This is a genomic window from Herbaspirillum rhizosphaerae, from assembly GCF_046025915.1.
Lineage (GTDB): Bacteria > Pseudomonadota > Gammaproteobacteria > Burkholderiales > Burkholderiaceae_D > Herbaspirillum > Herbaspirillum rhizosphaerae_A.
This window is the reverse complement of record NZ_JAQQFR010000010.1, coordinates 133979-154323: the sequence shown is the minus strand read 5'-3', so window position 1 is coordinate 154323 and position 20345 is coordinate 133979. Positions and strand designations below refer to the sequence as shown.

Genomic DNA, 20345 nt, shown 5'->3' with positions numbered 1-20345 from the left:
ATTTACTTCACGCGCTGCTTCTCCAGCTTGCGCGCCAGTGTGCGCCGATGCATACCGAGCCGGCGTGCCGTTTCGGAGATGTTGAAATCGGTCTCCACCAGCACCTCGTGAATGCGCTCCCATTCCAGGTTTTTGATTGACGTCGAACGGTTTGTCAACTCGACCTCGGTATTGCCGGCGACATGGCCGAAGGCTGCTTCGATGTCGTCGGTATTGGATGGTTTGGCAAGGTACTGACAGGCACCCAACTTGATGGCTTCGACCGCCGTGCCGATGCTGGCAAAACCGGTCAGCACCACAATCAGCATGGCTTCATCATGCTGGTGCAACATCTGCACACAGGACAGACCGGAGGTATTGCCATTGAGTTTGAGGTCAACCACGGCGTAACCGGGATTGTGTTGTTTGAGCAGTGCTTCGGCTTGTTCCTGGCTGGCGGCCAGCAGCACGCGGTAACCGCGCCGCTCGAACGAACGTCCCAGCGTGCGTGCAAATGCCGCGTCGTCTTCGATGATCAGCAGCAGACGCTCAGTGGACATGTTGCAAATTCTCTTTCGTGGATTCTGATGGATTTTTTTGCGTATCAGCGCCGTCACCCACTGCCGGTGCATCGGCTTCCAGGCTGATTGCAGACAGTGGCAGGGTCAGGCTGACCGTAGCGCCCGCGATGATACCGTCTTCTTCGCGATTGTGGGCAGTGACGGCACCGCCAAGTTTGCGAGCGACATTGACCACAAAAAACAATCCCAGACCACCACCCGTCTTGCCCTTGGTGGATTGATACGGCTTGCCCAACTGATCCAGCATGCCGGGCACGAAACCGGGACCGGTATCGTCGACGATCAGGTTCAATATCCCCTCCTCGCGCGTGGCAGTCAGGCGTAACCAGCGCGGCGAAGCTTCGAGGGCGTTATCAAGCACGTTGCAAATCATTTGCTTGAGCGCCGAGTCGAAGGCGACTGGCATGTCTTGTCCGATATGGTTCTCAAAATCGAAGGCGACAATCGGGCGCGTGGTGCGGAATTCCTCTGCGATATCGCTCAGGAAGGTATTGAGCGTCGTCTTGACCGATGACTCTCCGCGCGCTTCCCCTGCCGACAGCAGTACGCCGCTGACGATGGTTTTGCAGCGCTGGAGCTGAATTTGCATTTCGCTGATTTCTTCCAGCAATTCCGGATTGCTGCTGAATTCGGGCATGCGCCGCCAGTCACCGAGAATCACCGACAAGGTGGCCAGCGGCGTGCCGAGCTCATGCGCAGCGCCCGACGCCAGCAGGCCCATGCGAACGATGTGATCCTCTTCGGCAGCACGTTGGCGCAATGCGGCCAACTGCGCATCGCCGGCGCGACGGATGCTGCTGATGCGCGTGATGAAGATGGCCAGCAAGGCTGCAATCAGAATGAAGCAGATCAACATGCCCTCGACATACAGGCTGAAGACGCCGTTGCCATGATCCGGCGGCAGCGACAGCGGTATCGAAAACTGCGACAACCCGGCAAAACACAGGCTGGTGATGACCACGATGGTCCAGGTTGACCAGGCGGCCAGCAGCACGGCGCTGATGATGATTTGCAACAAATACAGGAAGGCAAAAGGATTGGTCGCACCACCGCTAAGATAGAGCTGCGCCGTCAGCGTGGCCACGTCCACCAGCAAGGCCAGGAAAAGTTCACGATTGGTGACGAAGGGACGCTCATGCCAGCGCAGGTGGCTGCCGATATTGAAGGCGATCAGACAGGCCAGCACTTCCAGCATATGCGGTAGCGGCAAATGAATGTCAAAGCCGAAAATCACCACAATAATAGTGGTGATCTGACCAAACACGGCGATCCAGCGCAACTGGATCAGTTGCAGCATGTTCTTGTGGCCGGCGGCGCGGTCAGGCGTGCGGGAGGATTTATCCAGACCGAGTGGAAATAAGCCGTCCATCACTTCAGCATGCTGAGGCGGTGGAACGTTGTTATCGGTGAGGTAATGCGTATTGTCAGCCTTGCTTGCCATTATTGCTTTCCTGGTCGGATCGGGCTGCGCGGCGGCGTTTTTCGTCGCGCATGACCCAGAAGCCGGCACCGGCCGTCATCAACGCCAGTCCGTACCAGGTGAGAGCATAAACCAAGTGGTTGTTGGGGAAAGCAATTACTGTCAAACCGCCGATGGGTTCGCCGGCCGCTCTAGCCGTTGCGCGTCCGTCTTGCTGCGCGGAACCATTGGAGGCGGCATCGGCATCAACAAAATAAGGCGCGACATTGTTGAGCTTGCGTACATCAGCGATGGCTTGCACGTCGCGTGAAAACCAGCGGTCGCCGGCAGGGTCGTTATGGCGCAAGAAACCACCACCGCGTTCGCTGATCCGCAACAGGCCGTTCACCTCCGCGGGACCGTCGTTTGCCCCCTCTTTTACGTCACGTGCTCCCGTGGCGATGTAGCCACGGTTGATGAGGATGATCGTGCCGTCGGCGGCACGTAGCGGCGTGAGCAGCCAATAACCGCTGCCGTAGATAGTGACGGCCTGTACGCGCGCAGTTTGCGAATACAAATACGTGCCGGCAGTGTGAACGTGGAGATATTCGTGGGAGTCAGCGGTAATCGATGGCCAGGTATCCGGCCCCGGTGCAGCAACGGGCGCGGCGTGAACACGGCGATCGACACGCTCGATCAGATCGAGCTTCCAGAACAGGCGCTTGACCTGCCAGGTGCCAAGTACGAGGAAGCCGAGGAAAACGACTAGCATGGATAGCGCTAAGAAAATGCGCAGCCCGGAAGACCGAGGGCGCGCCGTGGCTTCCATTGTTGCAGAAGCTGCGGCGCGCCCTGGAGACTGACTATCTGTCACTGAACGATACTCAGAAGATGCGGGGAAGATGCAAATCAGCTACAGATCACTTCATGCCAGGCATGCTGTGCTGCATGTTTTGCATCGAACCCGGTACGGCTTCCTGGATCAGATCCTGGCTCATGCCTGGCATCATGTTGTGATTCAGGTGATACATGACCCACAGCGAACCAGCCAGCATGATAACCACGACCATGATCGTGAAGATCAGGGCCAGAATGGTCCAGCCGCCTTCGGACTTGGAGTTCATGTGCAGGAAGTAAATCATGTGCACGACGATCTGAACGACAGCCAGGCCGAGCAGAACAAAACCTGCAGTGCTCGACTTCTCGATCACGTTGCCCATGACCAGCCAGAATGGAATCGCTGTCAGGATCACCGCCAGCACGAAGCCGATGGTGTAACTCTTCAGGCTGCCGTGGTCTGCCGTATGGTCGTGATGGTGGACGTCAAAGCCGTCCTCATGACCGTATTTCTCGGCATGCGATGGGTGGGATTGATGTTGTGGCGCGCTCATGGCAGGACTCCCATCAGATAAACAAAGGTGAAGACGCCAATCCAGACCACGTCCAAAAAGTGCCAGAACATCGACAGGCACATCAGGCGACGGCCATTTTCAGGTGTCAGGCCATGCTTATTGATCTGGAACATCAGCGTGATCAGCCAGACGATACCGAAGCTGACGTGCAGACCGTGGGTTGCGACGAGTGCAAAGAACGAAGTCAGGAAGCCACTGCGTTGCGGGCCTGCGCCTTCATGGATCAGATGGATGAACTCATACAGTTCCAGATAGATAAAACCGGCGCCCAGCAAGCCGGTGACGGCCAGCCAGATCAGCGTGGTCTTGACCTTCTTCTTTTGCATTTCCAGCATGGCGAAGCCGTACGTGATCGACGACAACAGCAGCAAGGAAGTATTGATCGCCACCAGTGGCAGATCGAACAGCTCGGCGCCGGTCGGACCGCCCGCATAGTTGCGGCCGAGCACGGCGTAAGTGGCGAACAGACAGGCGAAGATCAGGCAGTCGCTCATCAGGTACATCCAGAAACCGAGCAAGGTGCCGTTTTCGGGATGATGTTCCTTGACGAAGTAACGCGAACTAGGCGATGCGTCCATGGTTGCGGCGGAGTTATGGGAAATCTCAGACATGGCTATCCAGCAAGCGTGTGCGGTTGGCTTCAGTAAGGACGACGTCGTCGGCCGAAATGTAGTAATCGCGTTTGTAATTGAAGGTATGTGTGATGATCGCAGCCATCAGGGCGATGAAACCAGCGCCTGCCAGCAGCCACATTTGCCAGATCAGGCCAAAGCCGATCACTGCGCTCAACGCGGCAATAATGAAGCCTGCACCGGTGTTCTTCGGCATGTGGATAGGCACAAAACCTTCCTGCGGACGGGTGTAACCGTTGGCCTTCATGTCAGCCCACGCATCGTTGTCATGCACGCGTGGAGTGAACGCAAAGTTGTAATCCGGCGGTGGCGACGAAGTCGACCATTCCAGAGTACGGGCGCCCCATGGATCGCCGGTTGTGTCGCGCAGCTTGTCGCGGCGCAGGTAGCTGACCACCAGTTGAATGATGAACGAGCCGATACCCAGAGCAATCAGGAAGGCGCCGAACGCAGCGATCTGGAACCAGATTTGCAGCGAAGGATCTTCGAAGTGGCTCATACGACGGGTAACGCCCATGAAGCCCAGCACGTACAACGGTGTGAAGGCAACCCAGAAGCCGATGCACCAGAACCAGAAGCTGCAACGGCCCCAGAAATCGTCCAGCTTGTAACCGAAAGCCTTCGGGAACCAGAAGTTGATACCGGCGAACATGCCGAACACCACACCACCGATGATCACGTTATGGAAGTGAGCAATCAGGAACAGGCTGTTATGCAGCACGAAGTCGGCCGGAGGAACAGCCAGCATCACGCCGGTCATACCGCCGATCACGAAGGTGATCATGAAACCGATGGTCCACAGCATTGGCACTTCGAAACGGATGCGGCCGCGGTACATGGTGAACAACCAGTTGAAAATCTTTGCGCCGGTCGGGATCGAAATAATCATCGTGGTGATACCGAAGAACGAATTGACGCTCGCCCCGGAACCCATGGTGAAGAAGTGATGCAGCCAGACCAGGTAGGACAGGATGGTGATCACGACTGTTGCATACACCATCGAGGTGTAGCCGAACAGACGCTTGCCGCTGAAGGTCGAGACGATTTCCGAGAAAATGCCGAAAGCAGGCAGAATCAGAATGTAGACCTCTGGGTGACCCCAGATCCAGATCAGGTTCACGTACATCATGGCGTTGCCGCCGAGATCGTTGGTGAAGAAGTTGGTGCCGAACACGCGGTCCAGCGACAGCATGCCCAGAACAGCGGTCAGGATCGGGAAAGCAGCGACGATCAGCACGTTGGTGCACAGTGCAGTCCATGTGAAGACGGGCATCTTCATCATGTTCATGCCTGGCGCACGCATCTTGACGATGGTGGCGATCAGATTAATCCCTGATAGCAGCGTCCCTACCCCGGCAATCTGCAATGACCATATGTAATAGTCCACCCCCACATCAGGACTGCCGAGGATACCCGACAGCGGTGGATAGGCCAGCCAGCCGGTACGGGCGAATTCGCCGACGAACAGCGAAGCCATGACCAGGCCGGCGCCGAATGTCGTCATCCAGAAGCTGAAGTTGTTCAGGAACGGGAAAGCCACGTCGCGTGCGCCGATTTGCAAAGGCACAACGTAGTTCATCAGACCGGTCACCAGCGGCATCGCCACGAAGAAGATCATGATCACGCCGTGGGCGGTGAAGACCTGGTCGTAGTGATGCGGCGGCAGGAAGCCGGCCGAATCGCCGAAGGACAGCGCTTGTTGCGCACGCATCATCAACGCATCAGCGAAGCCGCGCAGCAGCATGACGATGCCGAGGATGACATACATGATGCCGATTTTCTTGTGATCGATACTGGTGATCCAGTCGCGCCACAACGGGCCCCACAGGCGGAAATAGGTGATGCCACCGAGTACGGCGGCGCCACCGATCAGCACGCCGATAAAGGTTATCAGCAGGATGGGTTCATGGAAGGGAATCGCTTCCCAGCTGAGACGGCCGAAGATCAGCTTGGTCATGTCAATATGGTCTAGCATCGTTACTTTCCGCTGAAAAAGAAGGTCGCGGCGTCATGCATTGCAGCTTGCATGACACACTTGCCGATGGCGTACATCGCTGCCGCCGGCTGTTCTTTCGATTGATTATTCATGGTGGTGCTGGCCGGCTGCCATGGCGACTTCCTGCGGAGCTGCCTTGGCAGCGCCCTTTTCAGTCTTTTCGCCCTTGCCTTCATCCTTGACGTTCTTGTCGGTCATCATCTGCTGATCCATGCAGGCCTGGCCTTCAGCGACGCAACGGTTCAGGATCGCATGGAACAGTGTGCCGTCGACAGCATTGAAGTGCTGCACCGGATCCTTGATGCTTGGTTTTTCCAGCGCGATATATTGAGCGCGTTGCAGAGCGCCGCCGCTGGACTTGACCTTCTTGACCCAGGCGTCGAAGTCTTCATCACTCACGCCATGGAACTTGAAGCGCATGTCCGAGAAACCTGCACCGCTGTAGTTCGCGGAGAAGCCTTCAAACTCTCCCGGCTTGTTGATGACGGCGTTGAGTTTGGTCTGCATGCCCGGCATTGCGTAAATTTGTCCTGCCAGTGCCGGGATATAAAACGAGTTCATCACTGTCGAAGCAGTAATCTTGAATTCGATAGGCCGGTCGACCGGTGCAGCCAGTTCGTTCACGGTAGCGATACCTTGCTCCGGATAGATGAACAGCCACTTCCAATCCAGCGCGACAACTTCAACGGTCAGCGGCTTGACGTTTTCAGGGATCGGGCGCTGCGCATCGAGGCGCGACAGCTTACGGTACGGGTCGAGCGTGTGGGTGCTGATCCAGGTAAGCAGGCCGAGCGCGATAATGATCAGCAGAGGCGCGCCCCAGATGACCAGTTCGAGTTGGGTCGAGTGATCCCAGTCAGGTTCGTAGCGGGCTGCCGTATTGCTCTGGCGGTAGCGCCAGGCAAAAAGGACGATCAGCACAATCACCGGAACGATGATGAGCAGCATCAGGATAGTGGAAATGACGATCAACCTGCCTTGTTGGCTGGCGATGTCTCCCGAGGGATTCAAGACTACCGTGTTGCAGCCAGCCAACAAAATTGCAGGCAGAAAAATGAATCCGCGGCGAATGAGATGTGAAAACATGCAGGGAAAGTCCAGTCGGAGCTATCAAATCATGCTAATGTACACTTACCGTAAAGCATTGGCGATTGGACAATTTGTCCTACCCAGCTGTCCAGGTACATAACAAAAAATCGACAATGTCTTCGCGGAACGTAGCGGCGTCACAGACCGAACCAAGAAAGAGAGACAATGATCATGGCTAGCACTCATATTCATCACCCTGAACATCCTGGCAAATTTTCTGCAAATACGCCTGTCGGTGGTTCTGATAATGCCAAATCTGATCATCCAGTGATTGCGCCAGGTGATATTGCAATCGGCGTGGTCATCGGAAGGGCTTCAGAATACTTCGATTTCTTCGTGTATGCCATAGCCTCAGTGTTGGTTTTTCCCACAATTTTCTTCCCCTTTGAGCAACGCCTTGAGGGCACGCTCTATGCATTTACCATTTTTGCCTTTGCGTTTCTTGCGCGACCGTTCGGCACCGTTATCTTTATGGCAATACAAAGAAAACTGGGGCGAGAGGTCAAACTGACGCTGGCGCTGTTCCTGCTGGGTCTGTCAACGGCCGGTATCGCATTCCTCCCGACCTATGAGCATCTTGGTTTCACCGCGATTGTTCTGCTTTCGCTGCTGCGTATCGGCCAAGGCCTGGCGCTGGGCGGATCATGGGATGGTTTGCCGTCGCTCCTGGCAATGAACGTGCCGAAGAACAAGCGCGGCTGGTACGCCATGCTCGGCCAATTGGGCGCACCGGTCGGCTTTATCGTTGCCGGCCTGGTATTTGCGTATCTGATCGGCAACCTGAGCAATGAAGACTTCCTCGACTGGGGTTGGCGCTATCCGTTCTATGTAGCTTTCGCCATCAACGTGGTTGCGTTGTTTGCCCGTCTGCGCCTGGTCGCCTCGGAAGAATATTCGAGCCTGCTGGCTGAACGTGAACTGGAACCGACCAGCGTCGTCGATATCACCCGTACACAGGGCCGTAACCTGATCATCGGCGCCCTCGCCGCTCTGGCCAGCTATGCGTTGTTCCATCTGGTGTCGGTGTTCCCGCTGTCTTGGATTTCTCTGTATTCGATGCGTTCGATGAGTGACTTCCTGATGGTGCAGGTATTCGGCGCCGTCCTGATGATGGTGGGTATTGTTCTGTCGGGTCCGATTGCGGATCGCTTTGGTCGCCGCACCACGCTGGGCGCTCTGGCGGTTTTGATCGCCGTATTGAGCGGCTTCGTGCCGACGCTGATCAACGGTGGCGACACGGGCCAGGACATCTTCATTCTGGTGGGCTTCGCCCTGCTCGGTTTGTCGTACGGTCAGGCTGCAGGTGCTGTGACTGCGAATTTCCCTGCGAAGTATCGCTACACCGGTGCGGCGTTGACGTCCGATCTGGCATGGCTGGTCGGCGCTGGTTTTGCTCCGCTGGTGGCGCTGGGATTGTCGGCACACTTTGGCTTGGCTTACGTGAGCATTTATCTGCTGTCGGGTGCAGTCTGCTCGCTGGCGGCGCTGAGCGTGAACCGCGCACTGGATGTTCGCTGATCTTTTAAGCGTATAAGAAAAACGGCCTGGCTGCTTTCGCATGCCAGGCCGTTTTTTCGTTAACTACTAGTACCGGTTCCGGCTTCGATTCCAGTTCTTAAGCTCCTGCGTCTTAAGCTACACGTCCCAATACATCCGCGCCGCTTTGCTGATAGATCCGGTGCGCCGGGCGGGCGAGTCCCAGGTTTTCACGCAGGCTGCGGCCTTCATATTCGGTCCGGAACAAGCCCCGCCGACGTAACTCGGGCAAGACCAGTTCAACAAAGTCATCCAGCCCACCCGGCAAAGTCGGCGGCATGATGTTGAAGCCGTCTGCACCGCCCTTCACAAACCACTCTTCCAGACGATCAACAATGCTCTCCGGTGTGCCGTGAATCGACCAATGCCCGCGCGCTGTTGCTACACGCAGATAAAGCTGGCGAATACTCAGATTTTCGCGGCGCGCCAATGCCGTCACCAACTGAAAACGGCTCTTGGTGCCATTCGGCTCTTGCAGGTTCTCCGGCAACGGCCCGTCCAAAGGATAGCCCGACAAATCGATGCCGCCCAGATGCTGCTGCAGCAACGACAAGCCGACAGTCGGATGTATCAGCGACTGTAATTCTTCAAATTTTTCTTGCGCTTCGCTTTCGCTGCGGCCGACTACCGGAAACACACCCGGCATGATCTTCAGCTCATCCGGATTGCGGCCATATTTGTCGAGACGCGATTTCAGTCCGCTATAAAAATTCTGAGCGTCCTGCAGGGATTGCTGCGCCGTAAAAATCACTTCCGCCGTGCGCGCCGCCAACTCCTGTCCCGGCCCTGATGAACCAGCCTGCACCACCACCGGATGGCCCTGCACCGGCCGCGCCACGTTCAACGGGCCGCGAACCGAGAAGTGCTTGCCCTTATGATTGATAGCATGCAGCTTTTCGAAATCGAAATGCACGCCTTCGGCCTGATCAAAGCGGAAAGCGTCATCCTCCCAGCTATCCCACAAGCCGCGCACCACGTCGACAAATTCTTCAGCGCGCTCATAACGAGCGGCATGCTCCGGATGCTTGTCGAGATTGAAGTTGTGCGCCTCCGACTCCGACCATGAAGTCACCACGTTCCATCCCGCGCGGCCGTTGCTCAAATGATCCAGCGAGGCAAATTTGCGCGCCACATGATAAGGCTCGTTGTAGGTTGTCGAGACCGTCGCCACCAAGCCGATATGCTCAGTGACCTGAGACAATGCCGACAGCAGCGTCAAGGGCTCGAAGGTCGCCGCGCGCGATGTCAGATGCAAAGTTTCAGCATCATGCGAACGAATCGCCACACCATCCGCCAGAAACAGCGCATCGAATTTCGCACGCTCGGCAGTCTGTGCTATCTGCCGGTAATGCGCGATATTCTGTCCGGCATCGGCTTGCGAGCGTGGATGGCGCCAACCCGCAACGTGATGGCCTGTCGCCTGCAAAAATGCCCCGAGCTTAAGCTTTTTTTGTGCTGTACTCATGATGCCACCGCCGTTGTTGTGGTTGCTGCATCCTTACCGGTTGCGTCGGCAGCACGCGTTTTTTCCGGCACCTCGCGCGCCACACTGCGGCGGCCGTCAACACTGACAGGGACATCGCCGGCAATCGTCACCCGGCGCACAACGCGGCGCTGATCGCCGTAGTCATTGATCGCATAATGCTGTGTCGCACGGTTATCCCAGATCGCCACATCTCCCGGCGACCAGCGCCAGCGTACGGTGTTTTCCAATCGCGTGACATAGCTGTCAAGCAGCTTCAGCAAATGCTCGGAATCGGCAGTCGGATAACCCAGCAGCTTCTTGACGAAATGGCCAAGCACCAACGTACGTTCACCAGTTTCCGGATGCACGCGCACCACCGGATGTTCAGCCTCATAGATGGTTGATGTAAATACCTCCCGATAGCGCTTCAATCCCGCTTCATTGGTATTAAAACGCGATGCGTAATCGTAGTCGTTGGTGTGCAGCGCCCACAGGTTATCGGCCAGTTGCCGCAACGCCGGCGGTAAATCCAGATAAGCCTGCGCCGTATTGGCCCAGACGGTATCGCCGCCATACGCGGGTATTTCCACCGCGCGCAGAATCGACGACTGTGGATAGGCAACGTCAAAAGTCACGTCCGTATGCCACGAATTAGCGCGCCCGCCATGCGCGGAATCCAGCTCCAGCAAATAGCCGGTGCCGTCCCGCACAGGCACCGTCGGATGTGCGACGGGATTACCCCACAGTTTGGCGAAAGCCTCCTGACCTGCATCATCAAGATGCTGCTGCCCACGGAAAAACAAGACCTTATACTTCAGCAAGGCCTGTCGAATGGCGCTAAAGGTTTCTTTCCCCAGATCGCCGGACAGGCGCACTTCGCGGATCTCTGCGCCGATACGACCGGCAACGGGATGCAAATCAAGCAATGCTTCTGACATCTTGTATCTCCTTCATTGAAATGATGCAGGCTAAAGTTGCGTCTTACGGTTGAGCTGTAGAAGACGGACGGCAATTCTTGCGACAAGCGACATTGGAGGTGTCGGGACGACTATCGTTGACGAAGCCGTCACGATTGGGCATACGCACTTTTGGCAAAGACTGCGCATCGAGGATCGCGTTATCCGTAACAATCCCGTTCAGATAGAGCAGATACGCCGTCACCGAATACACCTCATCGGCGCTCAGACTCTGCGGCGCGTTATAAGGCATCGCCCGGTTAATGAAATCAAATACCGTCGTCGCATACGGCCAGAAGCTGCCGATCGTCTTCACCGGCTTTGCCGTCGCCAGCGATCCCTTGCCACCGACAAGCTGATCAGCAAGACCGCCCTCGCCTTTGACGCCGTGGCAGGCGGCACATTGCTGTGCGTAGATGTTGCGACCGGTCTCGGGAGTGCCACGTCCCTTGGGCAATCCTGCTCCGTCAGCCGCAACATCTATATTCCAGGCGGCCAGATCGCGCTCGCCGGCCGGATGGCCGATACCGTAGTTCTGCGCCTGTGCAAGCGGTTGCATCAGCAAAGCCACCACGAAAGCCGCAACGAGGATGGCGGAAGACTTAGACCTGAACATTGGTAATGACTCCGTCGCTTGCCACTCTCCAGCTCTGTATGGCGTTAAAGTGATAATTCGATTCGACACCTCGCGCTTCGACCAGCTGCGTTGCCTTTGGCTGCACATAGCCGGTTTCGTCTACTGCGCGGCTTTGCAATACTGTTGGAGCGCCGTCCCATCGCCAGGGAAAACGGAATCGTGTCAACGCACGATCCAGTACCGGCTCCTGCAACTGCGCAACGCTCCAACTGCGGCCGCCATCCGTCGATACATCGACACGTTTGATACGTCCGCGTCCCGTCCATGCCAGACCCGATATTTCGTAGAAACCTTTTTCTTTGAGTCGGTGATCCGGCGCCGGAAAGGTAATTACCGACTTGGTTTCCATCAAAAACGTGAACTGACGCGCCGTGCCGTCCGGCATCGAATCGGTGTACTTCGACGTCTCTTCACGTGTCATGAAAGGCTCGCGCCCCACCTTCAGACGGCGCAGCCATTTCACGCTCATGTTGCCCTCGAAGCCCGGCAGAAAAAGACGCAAGGGATAGCCATGTTCCGGCCGCAGACGTTCGCCGTTTTGCGCGTAAACCAGCAAGGCATCATCGAGCGCCTTGCTCAGCGGAATGCTGCGAGTCATGCTTGCCGAATCGGCCCCTTCCGCCAGAATCCATGCCCCCTCCGGTTTGATGCCAACTTCTTCCAGCACAACGGATAGCGGTACGCCCGTCCATTCGCAGCACGACAACAAGCCGTGGCTGAATTGCAGCGAAGCCGTTCCCGGCCCTTTCCATTCGCGACCGGTATTGCCGGAACACTCGAGAAAATGGATCCGAGAAACCGACGGCAGACGCACCAGATCTTCCATGGTGAAAATCGTCGGACGCGCCACCAATCCATGTACCGCAAGCCGATGTTGCTCTGGATCGATTTGCGGGATACCGGCATGATGCCGTTCGAACACCAGGCCAGTCGGCGTGATGATGCCGTGCAAATTCTGCAACGGCGTCATGGAGGAATTCGCGCCGGGAATTGGCGTTGCTCCACGCGAGCGGCGCACCACATTTTTCTCGTAGGGCGATGGCTGGCCATACGGATGCCATAGCACCGGCTCTCCCGGGGTTTTGCTCCACGGAGCGACCGTCAATGGCTCCGCGCGTGCGCCTGTGGTCAAGGAGGCGCCCACCAACGCACCACCCAGTCCAGCGCCACCGCGCAGAAAACGTCTGCGTCCTGCTTCGGGATTTTTCTTACTACTCATTGTCGACGCCGTCTCTCTTCGTTCTTTTTATTCAGATGGCGAACTGCCACTGGCGAATTTGATTCGGATCGACAGCATCCGTGCGCAAAGGCGGCTCCGCCAGGCTGGCGCTGTCGCCCGAGAATTCCTTCAATACCTCTTGCTTGACCTCGGCAAACGCGGTTGCCGCGCGCTCACGTGGGTGCGCCAGATCCACCGGCACGATTCGCCGGATGCGTCCAGGGCGCGGTTCCATGACGACGACCTTGTCGCCTAGATAGATCGCCTCTTCCACATCATGCGTGACCAGAATCATCGTAATGCCCTCGGCCTGCCAGATACGATGCAACTCTTGCTGCAGATAAGCGCGCGTCAGCGCGTCCAGCGCACCGAATGGTTCATCCAGCAACAAGATCTCCGGCTTGCTGACCAGCGCACGTGCAATCGCAACACGTTGCGCCATGCCGCCTGACAGTTGATGTGGATAAGATTTCTCGAAGCCTTCAAGGCCGACCAAGGCGATGTGTTCTCGCACCGCCTGCCGCTTTTGGCCTGGCGTCAGATCAGCGTTGAGCAATCCCAGTTGGATATTGTTTTCCACCGTCAGCCAGGGAAATAGCCGATGCTCCTGAAACACGATGCCGCGTCGCAGGCTGGTGCCGACGATGCGCTGACCGTCCAGCAAAACCTGCCCCTGATAATCCTCTTCCAATCCCACGATCAGGCGCAGCAAGGTCGACTTGCCGCAGCCGCTGGAGCCGACGATGCTGACGAATTCTCCTGGCTCAATGGTCAGCGTCACGTCCTCCAGCACCGACAAATCCCCATTTTTGACGGGATAGGACTTACTTAAATGCTGGATATCCAGCGTACCGGCCAACGACATCTCAACTCCTTAAAATTGCGCGATGGAACGGCCGCGCCATGCCAGCAGACGACGTTCCAGACGCGCGGCAAGCCAGTTCAGTGCAAAGCCGACAAAGCCCACGACGATCACGCCAAAAATCACCAGATCCATCAAAAACAATTCACGGCCGTCGATCATGGTGTTGCCGATCCCTTTGCCGGACACAAGCAGATACTCCGCGCCCAGCGTCGCCAGCCACGCATAGATGAGGGCCAGATGAATGCCTGCCAGAATCGACGGCGATGCCGCCGGCAAGATCAGCTTGAACAACCACTGGCGACGATTGAACTTCAATACGCGTGCCGCCTCGATCAGCTCTCCCGGCACACTGCGGATACCTTCAAAAGTGTTGAGCACGACCGGAAAGAAAGCTGCGAGTGACAAGAAAGCGACCTTCGCAGCGTCGCCCAGACCGAACCAGACCGATAGCAAGGGAATCCAGGCAAACAAGGAAATCTGTTTGAGCGTATGGAAGGTCGGGCCGATCATGCGTTCGAACAAGCGCGACAAGCCAAACGCAATGCCGAAAGCCAGACCGCCGCTGACACCGATGGCAAAACCAATCAGATCGCGTCGCAAGCTCGCTTCCAGCGCAATCCATAGTTCACCGCTGCGCACCTGCTCGACAGCGGTATCCCACACCTTATCGACCGGCACCAGCAAAGGAGAATTTGTCCAATGAAAACGCGCAGCCAGCCACCACAACGCCAGCAGCAAGACCGGCAACACCCAGCCTCGCAGTACCTTTGGCACGGGATGCTTGTCTTCAGGATGAAGAAACGACATGGCCATCTCCTGTCAGAATCCGCTGCGGCGCCAGCCGAGCAAGACCACTTCAACCCGTGCCAGCACTTGATCCAGCGTGTAGCCAACCGCACCAACAACGACCACCGCCGCCATGACGACATCGAGCTGAAACAACTGACGGCCGAAGACGATCATGTATCCCAGACCTTCCGACGACGCCAGCAGTTCGACCACCACCAGTGCCAGCCATGCGTGTGTAAAACCGTAACGGACACCGTTCCAGATCGGTGGCAACGCTGCAGGAAAAATAACGCGCCACAACAGTTGCCAACGGGAGAACTTCAACACGCGCGCCACTTCCACATAACGGGCAGGCACGTTTTCGATGCCTTTGTAGGTGTTGAGCGCAATGGGAACCAGCGCCGCCTTGGAAATCAGGATGATCTTGAGCGCCTCATCAATGCCGACCAGCAGCATCAGCAGCGGCAACCAGCCCAATACTGGAACCTGGCTGAACGCCTTGAACAGCGGATAGACATAGTCCTTGAATACCGGCGACAGCCCCATCGCCACGCCAAGCAGCAAGCCGCCAACCAAGCCAACGCCAAAACCGAGCAATACCCGCAGCAAACTGATCTTGAGGTTGTCGAACATCTCCCCTGAAGCCACCAGGTCGATGAAGGTCTGCGATACCGCTTGCGGTGACGGCAACACTTGCGGTGCGACCCATTCAAACCGGGCCGCGACGTACCACAGCAACAAGAGAAATAGAGGAAACGGCAAAGCCAGCCAGCGCGGCGACCACTTATCGTAGAAACGCAGCTGTGGTGTTACCGCTGCCGCGACAACATGAGTCGATTTGGGCGATGCAGATTGTGTGGCTGGCGATAACTCCAGCGCTGCCTGCTGCGTACTCATCGATCAGGTCCCCAGAATCTTGCCGTTGACCTGGAAAACCGGCCAATACGTTTCCAGATGCAAATCCTTGAGCGCGGCCTTCAGATAGCTCTGGTCGATCCACTGATCCACGTCGAACTTGGCGCGGCTCAGCTTGAGCCGATATGCCTGTTCCACCGAGTCCTTGTAGCGTGCAACCAGGAAGGGATCGAAATTGGGATTGATGCGTACGCGCAGCGGCTCGCCATCGTAGTCTTCCCGCCAATTCTCGTAGGGCGTACCCGCCTTGGCCCACAGACGCAGCACCTCTTCGCGGTTGACTTCGTCGGAGGCCCACTTCGAAGTCTTCACGAAGGTTTTGACCACGCGTGTGGTGATCGTGGGGTATTTCTGCGCAAACTCTTCCGTGACCAGCACATGCGATTGCGTCGTGAAAATCGGTGAGCCGCCCTTGCTGCTATAGACGATGCGCGCCGCGCTTTTATCACGCAGGCGCAGCAGGTTGATATTGCCGAATGCAGCGTCGATATCCTTGGTGCTCAACGCCGCGAGTGTCGTCGCTTGATCCAGATTGATGGCGCGCAGATCGCGTTCTTGCAGACCGTTGGCTTCCAGCACGCGATTGATCGGCAACTGAGCATTAGTCCCCTTGAAGATGGCGACGCGCTTGCCGCGCAGATCCTTGACAGACTGTATCGGCGAATCGGGTGGCACCGCCAGATAAATATTGGAGCGCACGCCGGTGGCTAGCACCAGCTTGGTTTTTAATCCTGCCGACTTGGCCACGATGGACGGCAGATCACCTTGAAACGCAAAGTCCAACTGCTTGTTAGTCAGTGCCTCATTGACGGCAGGCCCGGCGCCTTTGAAAAAGAACCAATCGACCTTGATGCCATCCGCCTTGAACTCTTCCTCCACCCACCCCTTGGCATTGGCGACGGCGGCGGAGCTGCCTGAGAACTGTGGCGGATTGCCGATGCCCGGCTGCGCTACGCCGATCCTGATGGTCGCAGGGAGACTCTCTGCACGGGCCTGCAGCCCCAACAATGCAGCACCTGCGCCAACGCCCCCGGCAGCAAGATGTTTGAGTACAGTTCTGCGGTCTACAGTCATGGTTTCCCTTCCTCTTACTTGTTTGCTTACTTTGTTCAAACAGACCGCCGCGATAGCGGAGCGAAAATCTGTGATCAAGTATAGGTAAGGGAAAACCGGTGACAAACGAATGAATTCGTATGTCCTTATGCGAAACTTTTTCTCATGGTCTCAGCGATACGTTGCGCTTCCGCAGGTGAATACGGACATCTCCGATAAGCCTTGAAAATGACATATCAGGCATATATCGATATGCGATCAGCGATCCATCTTGAAGCCGCCAACGATGGCCGCCAAACGCGTCGCCTGATCCTGCAAGGATTGCGCCGCTGCAGCTGCCTGCTCTACCAATGCAGCGTTCTGTTGCGTGCCCTCGTCCATATGGGTGATGGCGCGATTGATTTCTTCAATGCCGGTACTTTGCTCGGAACTGGCGTTGGCGATCTCGCTGACGATGGCGCTGACATTCTTGACGCTGGTCACGATCTCGACCATCGTCTGCCCTGCCTTTTCGACCAGATGGCCGCCGTCAGTCACCTTCGACACGGATGAATCGATCAACACCTTGATCTCTTTGGCAGCCTGTGCGCTACGTTGCGCAAGGCTGCGCACTTCACTGGCGACCACCGCAAAGCCACGACCTTGCTCGCCGGCACGCGCGGCTTCAACGGCAGCATTCAATGCAAGGATATTGGTCTGGAAGGCGATGCCGTCAATCACGCCGATAATATCGACGATCTGGCGCGATGATTGGTTGATCGCTTCCATAGTCGCAACAACATTGCCGACCACTTCTCCACCCTCTGCTGCAATAGCCGATGCCGCCAATGCCAGTTCGTTGGCTTGACGCGCATTGTCAGAGTTCTGCTTGACGGTGGACGTCAGCTCTTCCATGGCGGAAGCAGTTTCTTCTAACGCGCCGGCTTGCTGCTCGGTGCGACCCGACAAATCCAGATTGCCGCTGGCGATCTCGGACGACGACACTTTGACGGCGTCGCTGGTGCGCCGGATCTCCTGCAAGATCATCGTGATTTTTTGCACAAAGACATTGAATGAGCGTGCGATCTGGCTGACTTCGTCCTTGCCGTCTTCCGGCAGGCGCATGGTCAGGTCGCCGTCGCCGGAGCCGATGCTGTCCATGGCATTGCGTACCTGCGACAGGCGTTTGAATACCGCCTTGGTAATCATGCCGAGAATCAGCGCCGCCAATGCCGCGACCAGCACTATGGCAATCAGCGACGACTGCGTTGCGTGACGCATACCGGCATTGACGTCTGCCTTGTCGATTGCCACCAGCAAGGTCCATTCGGTGTCCTTCACTGGAATCGCCTGCACCAGCTTGGCGGCGCCGTTGAGCACGATTTCCTTTTTGGCGTCATCACCCGCAAAAGCATTGAGACGCTCAGCCGTCAGCTCCGGATTCCAATCCTTGACCGGCTTGTTGATCCACTGAGCATCGGGATGCGCCAGCATCATGCCGTCGCGATCGACCAGGAAGGCAAAGCTGGCCGGCGTCGGATGCACCGCTTTAACCACATTGCTGACGCCGTCAAGAAATACCGCTGCGGCCACCACGCCCTGCAAGACGCCATCCTTCTTCACCTGCGCGGTAAAAGACACCATCGGTTTCTTGGTAACGACATCGGTATACGGCTTGGTCACCACTGCCTTGCCGGCCTTAACCGATTGCTGATACCACGAACGCCCGGTCGGATCATAGCCGGGCGGCAATCCTTCTGCCGCTGAAGTAAAAGCAGTCTTGTCTTCCTTGCCGAAGGTGGTGACGTAAAAACCGCCGCTCTTCTGCAACTGCTTGATGACAAATACCGGATCCGCCTGCAACACCCCATCAGCCGCTGCAGCCGCCATGCTGGCCTTGGCCGCCACCCACTCGTTGATCGCCGAGGCATAGCCATCGGCGATGGAGCGCGAACTCTGATCGATGGCGAGGTCGTTATCCGTTTTGACGATCACGTACGACACTGCACCGACCAACCCCAGACTCGCAATGAGCAAGGCGATACTGAAGAACAGAATACGCGTTCTGATAGAGGTAAACATGGCTGAACCTTCCCTGGCTATTGTTGTTGAGCTGCTTTATTGACTTACTTTAGTGACGCGTTTACTGAACTACCCGATACAAACGTTTCAGACGAACTTGCCGATCCGTCCGACCACCGCTTCACGAACCGATCCGCTGGTGATGAAGGAATGCGCCACCTGAATGTCATTGTGGAACCAGCGATCGCCGTCCAGACACGCCGGGATCTGCTTGCGGATCTCTTCGTACGCCGCTTGCGTACCCTCGCCCAGCACGAAGTCCTTGAGCAGCTCTTCCGTCATGGTCAGACCTTGCGCTGCCAACAGCATTTCCACGCCGACGATGTATTGCGTGTTGGCGACGACGGTAGCGGCCTTGCGTGCACACCAGGTCGAGTTGGAAACGTGATCTTCGCTATTGCCCTTGGCAGGGATACTGTCGACGCTGCCCGGCATGGACAGGGTGCGGTTTTCCATCACGAGCGAACTCATCGAGCACTGCACCACCGGATAACCGGTATTGACGCCACGCACACCGCTCATCAGATTGCGAGGCAAGCCCCACGACAACGTCGGATCGATCAGACGGGCGATACGGCGTTCGCAGATGCTGCCCAGATCAGTGATGGTCATGGCGAGCAAGTCCATCGCCTGCGCCAGGTACTGGCCGTGGAAGTTACCGCCGGAGATGATTTCAAAACCGCCGCCTTCTGCGTCGTCTTTACTGAAAATCAGCGGGTTGTCGGTGGCGGAATTGATTTCCTTGTCGACGATGGTGTCGATGTAGTCCAGCGCATCGAACACGGGGCCGTAGACTTGCGGTGCGCAGCGCAGCGAGTAGACGTCCTGGATGCGCGACGAATACGGAATATCGGTACGACGCAGTTCATCCGGCAATTGCACCGAGCGCGCTTCGTGCGTAGTACGGGTCGATCCTTTGAGCAAGGTGCGGACAACCGCCGCTGTCTTGATCTGGCCTGCATGCGGACGCGCTTGCTGGATGCGTGGATCGAAGGCGGACATCTCTGCACGCATGGCTTCCAGCGTCAGGCCCAGCGATACGCAGGCGTCGGTCAGCAGGTTGCGTGAATCGTGTGCCGCCAGCACGGCCACGGCCAGCGAAGCCGTACAACCATTGATCAGCGCGGAAGCATCCTTGGCTTTGAGGTCAAACTTGACCGGGCCGATGTCTGCCTTGGTGATCGCTTCCGGCGCGCTCATGCGCTTGCCTTGGTACATCACTTCGGCTTCGTCGAAGCCGACGATGGCAGCCGCCAGATAGGCCAAAGGTGCCAGATCGCCGGAAGCGCCGACGGAACCCTTCTGCGGCATGATTGGATGGATGCCGGCATTGATGAAGGCCAGCAGACGATCGACCACTTCCACGCGCGGCGCGGAGTAATTGCTGGCGAAGGCATTGGCGCGCAACAGCATGGTGGCGCGGCTGACTTCTTCCGAGAAGGGCTCGCCGATGCCGGCGCTGTGGGCCTTGATCAGCTGGGTCTGAAACAGCTCGATGTGTTCGACCTTGATGCGGGTGTCTTTGAGCAAGCCGACGCCGGTGTTGAAGCTGTACATCATGGGCGCTTCATCGTGCATCCAGGTGGATTCGATGAAGTCGCGGCTTTGCTTCAGTGCGGCGCGGGAGGAATCCGCCAAGGCGACTTTGGCGTAGGTGCCGTTCTTTGCGCGCGCGACGCTGACAACTTGCTCCGCGTTGAGATTGAAACCGTCGATGGTGATGGTGGTCATGGGATTTCCTTGCAATGGGATGGAGAAGCG

General features: G+C 57.1%; 18 protein-coding genes. 1 reads left to right on the top strand and 17 read right to left on the bottom strand.

Annotation, left to right across the window (positions count from 1 at the left end; genetic code table 11):
• Positions 1–2: 2 nt before the first annotated feature.
• From PQR63_RS16165 to cyoA, 7 genes are all read right to left on the bottom strand, one after another.
• The gene (locus tag PQR63_RS16165) at positions 3–539 is read right to left on the bottom strand and encodes a response regulator transcription factor (RefSeq protein WP_408169019.1); all 537 of its coding nucleotides are present in this window, start codon (positions 537–539) and stop codon (positions 3–5) included.
• Positions 529–1929, bottom strand: coding sequence for an ATP-binding protein (locus PQR63_RS16160; protein ID WP_408169103.1), 1401 nt, complete (start codon positions 1927–1929; stop codon positions 529–531). The genes PQR63_RS16165 and PQR63_RS16160 overlap by 11 nt, the downstream gene beginning before the upstream one ends.
• A 55-nt stretch (positions 1930–1984) precedes the next feature.
• Entirely contained in the window at positions 1985–2731 is a 747-nt protein-coding gene (locus PQR63_RS16155; protein ID WP_408169018.1) for an SURF1 family protein, read from the bottom strand.
• Positions 2732–2879: 148 nt separating this feature from the next.
• Entirely contained in the window at positions 2880–3350 is a 471-nt protein-coding gene (gene cyoD / locus PQR63_RS16150; RefSeq protein ID WP_408169017.1) for a cytochrome o ubiquinol oxidase subunit IV, read from the bottom strand.
• Positions 3347–3982, bottom strand: a complete 636-nt coding sequence (gene cyoC, locus PQR63_RS16145) for a cytochrome o ubiquinol oxidase subunit III (protein ID WP_408169016.1) — start codon at positions 3980–3982, stop codon at positions 3347–3349. The genes cyoD and cyoC overlap by 4 nt, the downstream gene beginning before the upstream one ends.
• Positions 3975–5978: a cytochrome o ubiquinol oxidase subunit I gene (gene cyoB / locus PQR63_RS16140; protein ID WP_408169015.1), complete on the bottom strand. Its 2004-nt coding sequence runs from the start codon at positions 5976–5978 to the stop codon at positions 3975–3977. The genes cyoC and cyoB overlap by 8 nt, the downstream gene beginning before the upstream one ends.
• Before the next feature lie 105 nt (positions 5979–6083).
• Positions 6084–7085, bottom strand: coding sequence for a ubiquinol oxidase subunit II (cyoA, locus tag PQR63_RS16135; RefSeq protein ID WP_408169014.1), 1002 nt, complete (start codon positions 7083–7085; stop codon positions 6084–6086).
• A gap of 174 nt (positions 7086–7259) precedes the next feature.
• Here cyoA and PQR63_RS16130 point away from each other — a divergent pair, with 174 nt between their 5' ends.
• Positions 7260–8606, top strand: coding sequence for an MFS transporter (locus tag PQR63_RS16130; RefSeq protein ID WP_408169013.1), 1347 nt, complete (start codon positions 7260–7262; stop codon positions 8604–8606).
• Positions 8607–8718: 112 nt separating this feature from the next.
• Here PQR63_RS16130 and PQR63_RS16125 read toward each other — a convergent pair whose 3' ends face one another.
• The 10 genes from PQR63_RS16125 to PQR63_RS16080 form a co-directional block, all read right to left on the bottom strand.
• Positions 8719–10089 carry an LLM class flavin-dependent oxidoreductase gene (locus tag PQR63_RS16125; protein ID WP_408169012.1) on the bottom strand — a complete coding sequence of 457 codons (1371 nt, stop codon included), beginning with the start codon at positions 10087–10089 and terminating at the stop codon, positions 8719–8721.
• Entirely contained in the window at positions 10086–11027 is a 942-nt protein-coding gene (locus PQR63_RS16120) for a TauD/TfdA dioxygenase family protein (protein WP_408169011.1), read from the bottom strand. Before PQR63_RS16120 ends, PQR63_RS16125 begins: the two co-directional genes overlap by 4 nt.
• A gap of 43 nt (positions 11028–11070) precedes the next feature.
• A complete protein-coding gene (locus PQR63_RS16115) occupies positions 11071–11604 on the bottom strand; it encodes a c-type cytochrome (protein WP_408169102.1) in 534 nt (177 codons plus the stop codon).
• A 43-nt stretch (positions 11605–11647) separates the two neighbouring features.
• Positions 11648–12901 (bottom strand): sulfite dehydrogenase, encoded by a 1254-nt coding sequence (gene soxC, locus PQR63_RS16110; protein WP_408169010.1) that lies wholly within the window; start codon positions 12899–12901, stop codon positions 11648–11650.
• Between the two features lie 31 nt (positions 12902–12932).
• Positions 12933–13766, bottom strand: coding sequence for an ABC transporter ATP-binding protein (locus PQR63_RS16105; RefSeq protein ID WP_408169009.1), 834 nt, complete (start codon positions 13764–13766; stop codon positions 12933–12935).
• A gap of 9 nt (positions 13767–13775) precedes the next feature.
• Positions 13776–14573: an ABC transporter permease gene (locus tag PQR63_RS16100; RefSeq protein WP_408169008.1), complete on the bottom strand. Its 798-nt coding sequence runs from the start codon at positions 14571–14573 to the stop codon at positions 13776–13778.
• A 12-nt stretch (positions 14574–14585) separates the two neighbouring features.
• On the bottom strand, positions 14586–15452 hold the full coding sequence (locus PQR63_RS16095) for an ABC transporter permease (RefSeq protein WP_408169007.1): 867 nt from the start codon (positions 15450–15452) through the stop codon (positions 14586–14588).
• Between the two features lie 3 nt (positions 15453–15455).
• Positions 15456–16544, bottom strand: a complete 1089-nt coding sequence (locus tag PQR63_RS16090; protein WP_408169006.1) for an ABC transporter substrate-binding protein — start codon at positions 16542–16544, stop codon at positions 15456–15458.
• A gap of 237 nt (positions 16545–16781) precedes the next feature.
• Positions 16782–18584: a methyl-accepting chemotaxis protein gene (locus PQR63_RS16085; RefSeq protein ID WP_408169005.1), complete on the bottom strand. Its 1803-nt coding sequence runs from the start codon at positions 18582–18584 to the stop codon at positions 16782–16784.
• Positions 18585–18671: 87 nt separating this feature from the next.
• Complete coding sequence (locus PQR63_RS16080; RefSeq protein WP_408169004.1) at positions 18672–20315, bottom strand: HAL/PAL/TAL family ammonia-lyase; 1644 nt, start codon at positions 20313–20315, stop codon at positions 18672–18674.
• Between the last annotated feature and the right edge of the window lie 30 nt (positions 20316–20345).

Coding starts and splice junctions, on each gene's coding strand:
- cyoB (WP_408169015.1), bottom strand. CDS start 5,978: ATGCTAGACCATATTGACATGACCAAGCTGATCTTCGGCCGTCTCAGC.
- cyoD (WP_408169017.1), bottom strand. CDS start 3,350: ATGAGCGCGCCACAACATCAATCCCACCCATCGCATGCCGAGAAATAC.
- PQR63_RS16080 (WP_408169004.1), bottom strand. CDS start 20,315: ATGACCACCATCACCATCGACGGTTTCAATCTCAACGCGGAGCAAGTT.
- PQR63_RS16115 (WP_408169102.1), bottom strand. CDS start 11,604: ATGCAACCGCTTGCACAGGCGCAGAACTACGGTATCGGCCATCCGGCC.
- PQR63_RS16105 (WP_408169009.1), bottom strand. CDS start 13,766: ATGTCGTTGGCCGGTACGCTGGATATCCAGCATTTAAGTAAGTCCTAT.
- PQR63_RS16160 (WP_408169103.1), bottom strand. CDS start 1,929: ATGGACGGCTTATTTCCACTCGGTCTGGATAAATCCTCCCGCACGCCT.
- cyoC (WP_408169016.1), bottom strand. CDS start 3,982: ATGTCTGAGATTTCCCATAACTCCGCCGCAACCATGGACGCATCGCCT.
- PQR63_RS16090 (WP_408169006.1), bottom strand. CDS start 16,544: ATGACTGTAGACCGCAGAACTGTACTCAAACATCTTGCTGCCGGGGGC.
- PQR63_RS16100 (WP_408169008.1), bottom strand. CDS start 14,573: ATGTCGTTTCTTCATCCTGAAGACAAGCATCCCGTGCCAAAGGTACTG.
- PQR63_RS16085 (WP_408169005.1), bottom strand. CDS start 18,584: ATGTTTACCTCTATCAGAACGCGTATTCTGTTCTTCAGTATCGCCTTG.
- PQR63_RS16165 (WP_408169019.1), bottom strand. CDS start 539: ATGTCCACTGAGCGTCTGCTGCTGATCATCGAAGACGACGCGGCATTT.
- PQR63_RS16155 (WP_408169018.1), bottom strand. CDS start 2,731: ATGCTAGTCGTTTTCCTCGGCTTCCTCGTACTTGGCACCTGGCAGGTC.
- soxC (WP_408169010.1), bottom strand. CDS start 12,901: ATGAGTAGTAAGAAAAATCCCGAAGCAGGACGCAGACGTTTTCTGCGC.
- PQR63_RS16120 (WP_408169011.1), bottom strand. CDS start 11,027: ATGTCAGAAGCATTGCTTGATTTGCATCCCGTTGCCGGTCGTATCGGC.
- PQR63_RS16125 (WP_408169012.1), bottom strand. CDS start 10,089: ATGAGTACAGCACAAAAAAAGCTTAAGCTCGGGGCATTTTTGCAGGCG.
- PQR63_RS16095 (WP_408169007.1), bottom strand. CDS start 15,452: ATGAGTACGCAGCAGGCAGCGCTGGAGTTATCGCCAGCCACACAATCT.
- cyoA (WP_408169014.1), bottom strand. CDS start 7,085: ATGTTTTCACATCTCATTCGCCGCGGATTCATTTTTCTGCCTGCAATT.
- PQR63_RS16130 (WP_408169013.1), top strand. CDS start 7,260: ATGGCTAGCACTCATATTCATCACCCTGAACATCCTGGCAAATTTTCT.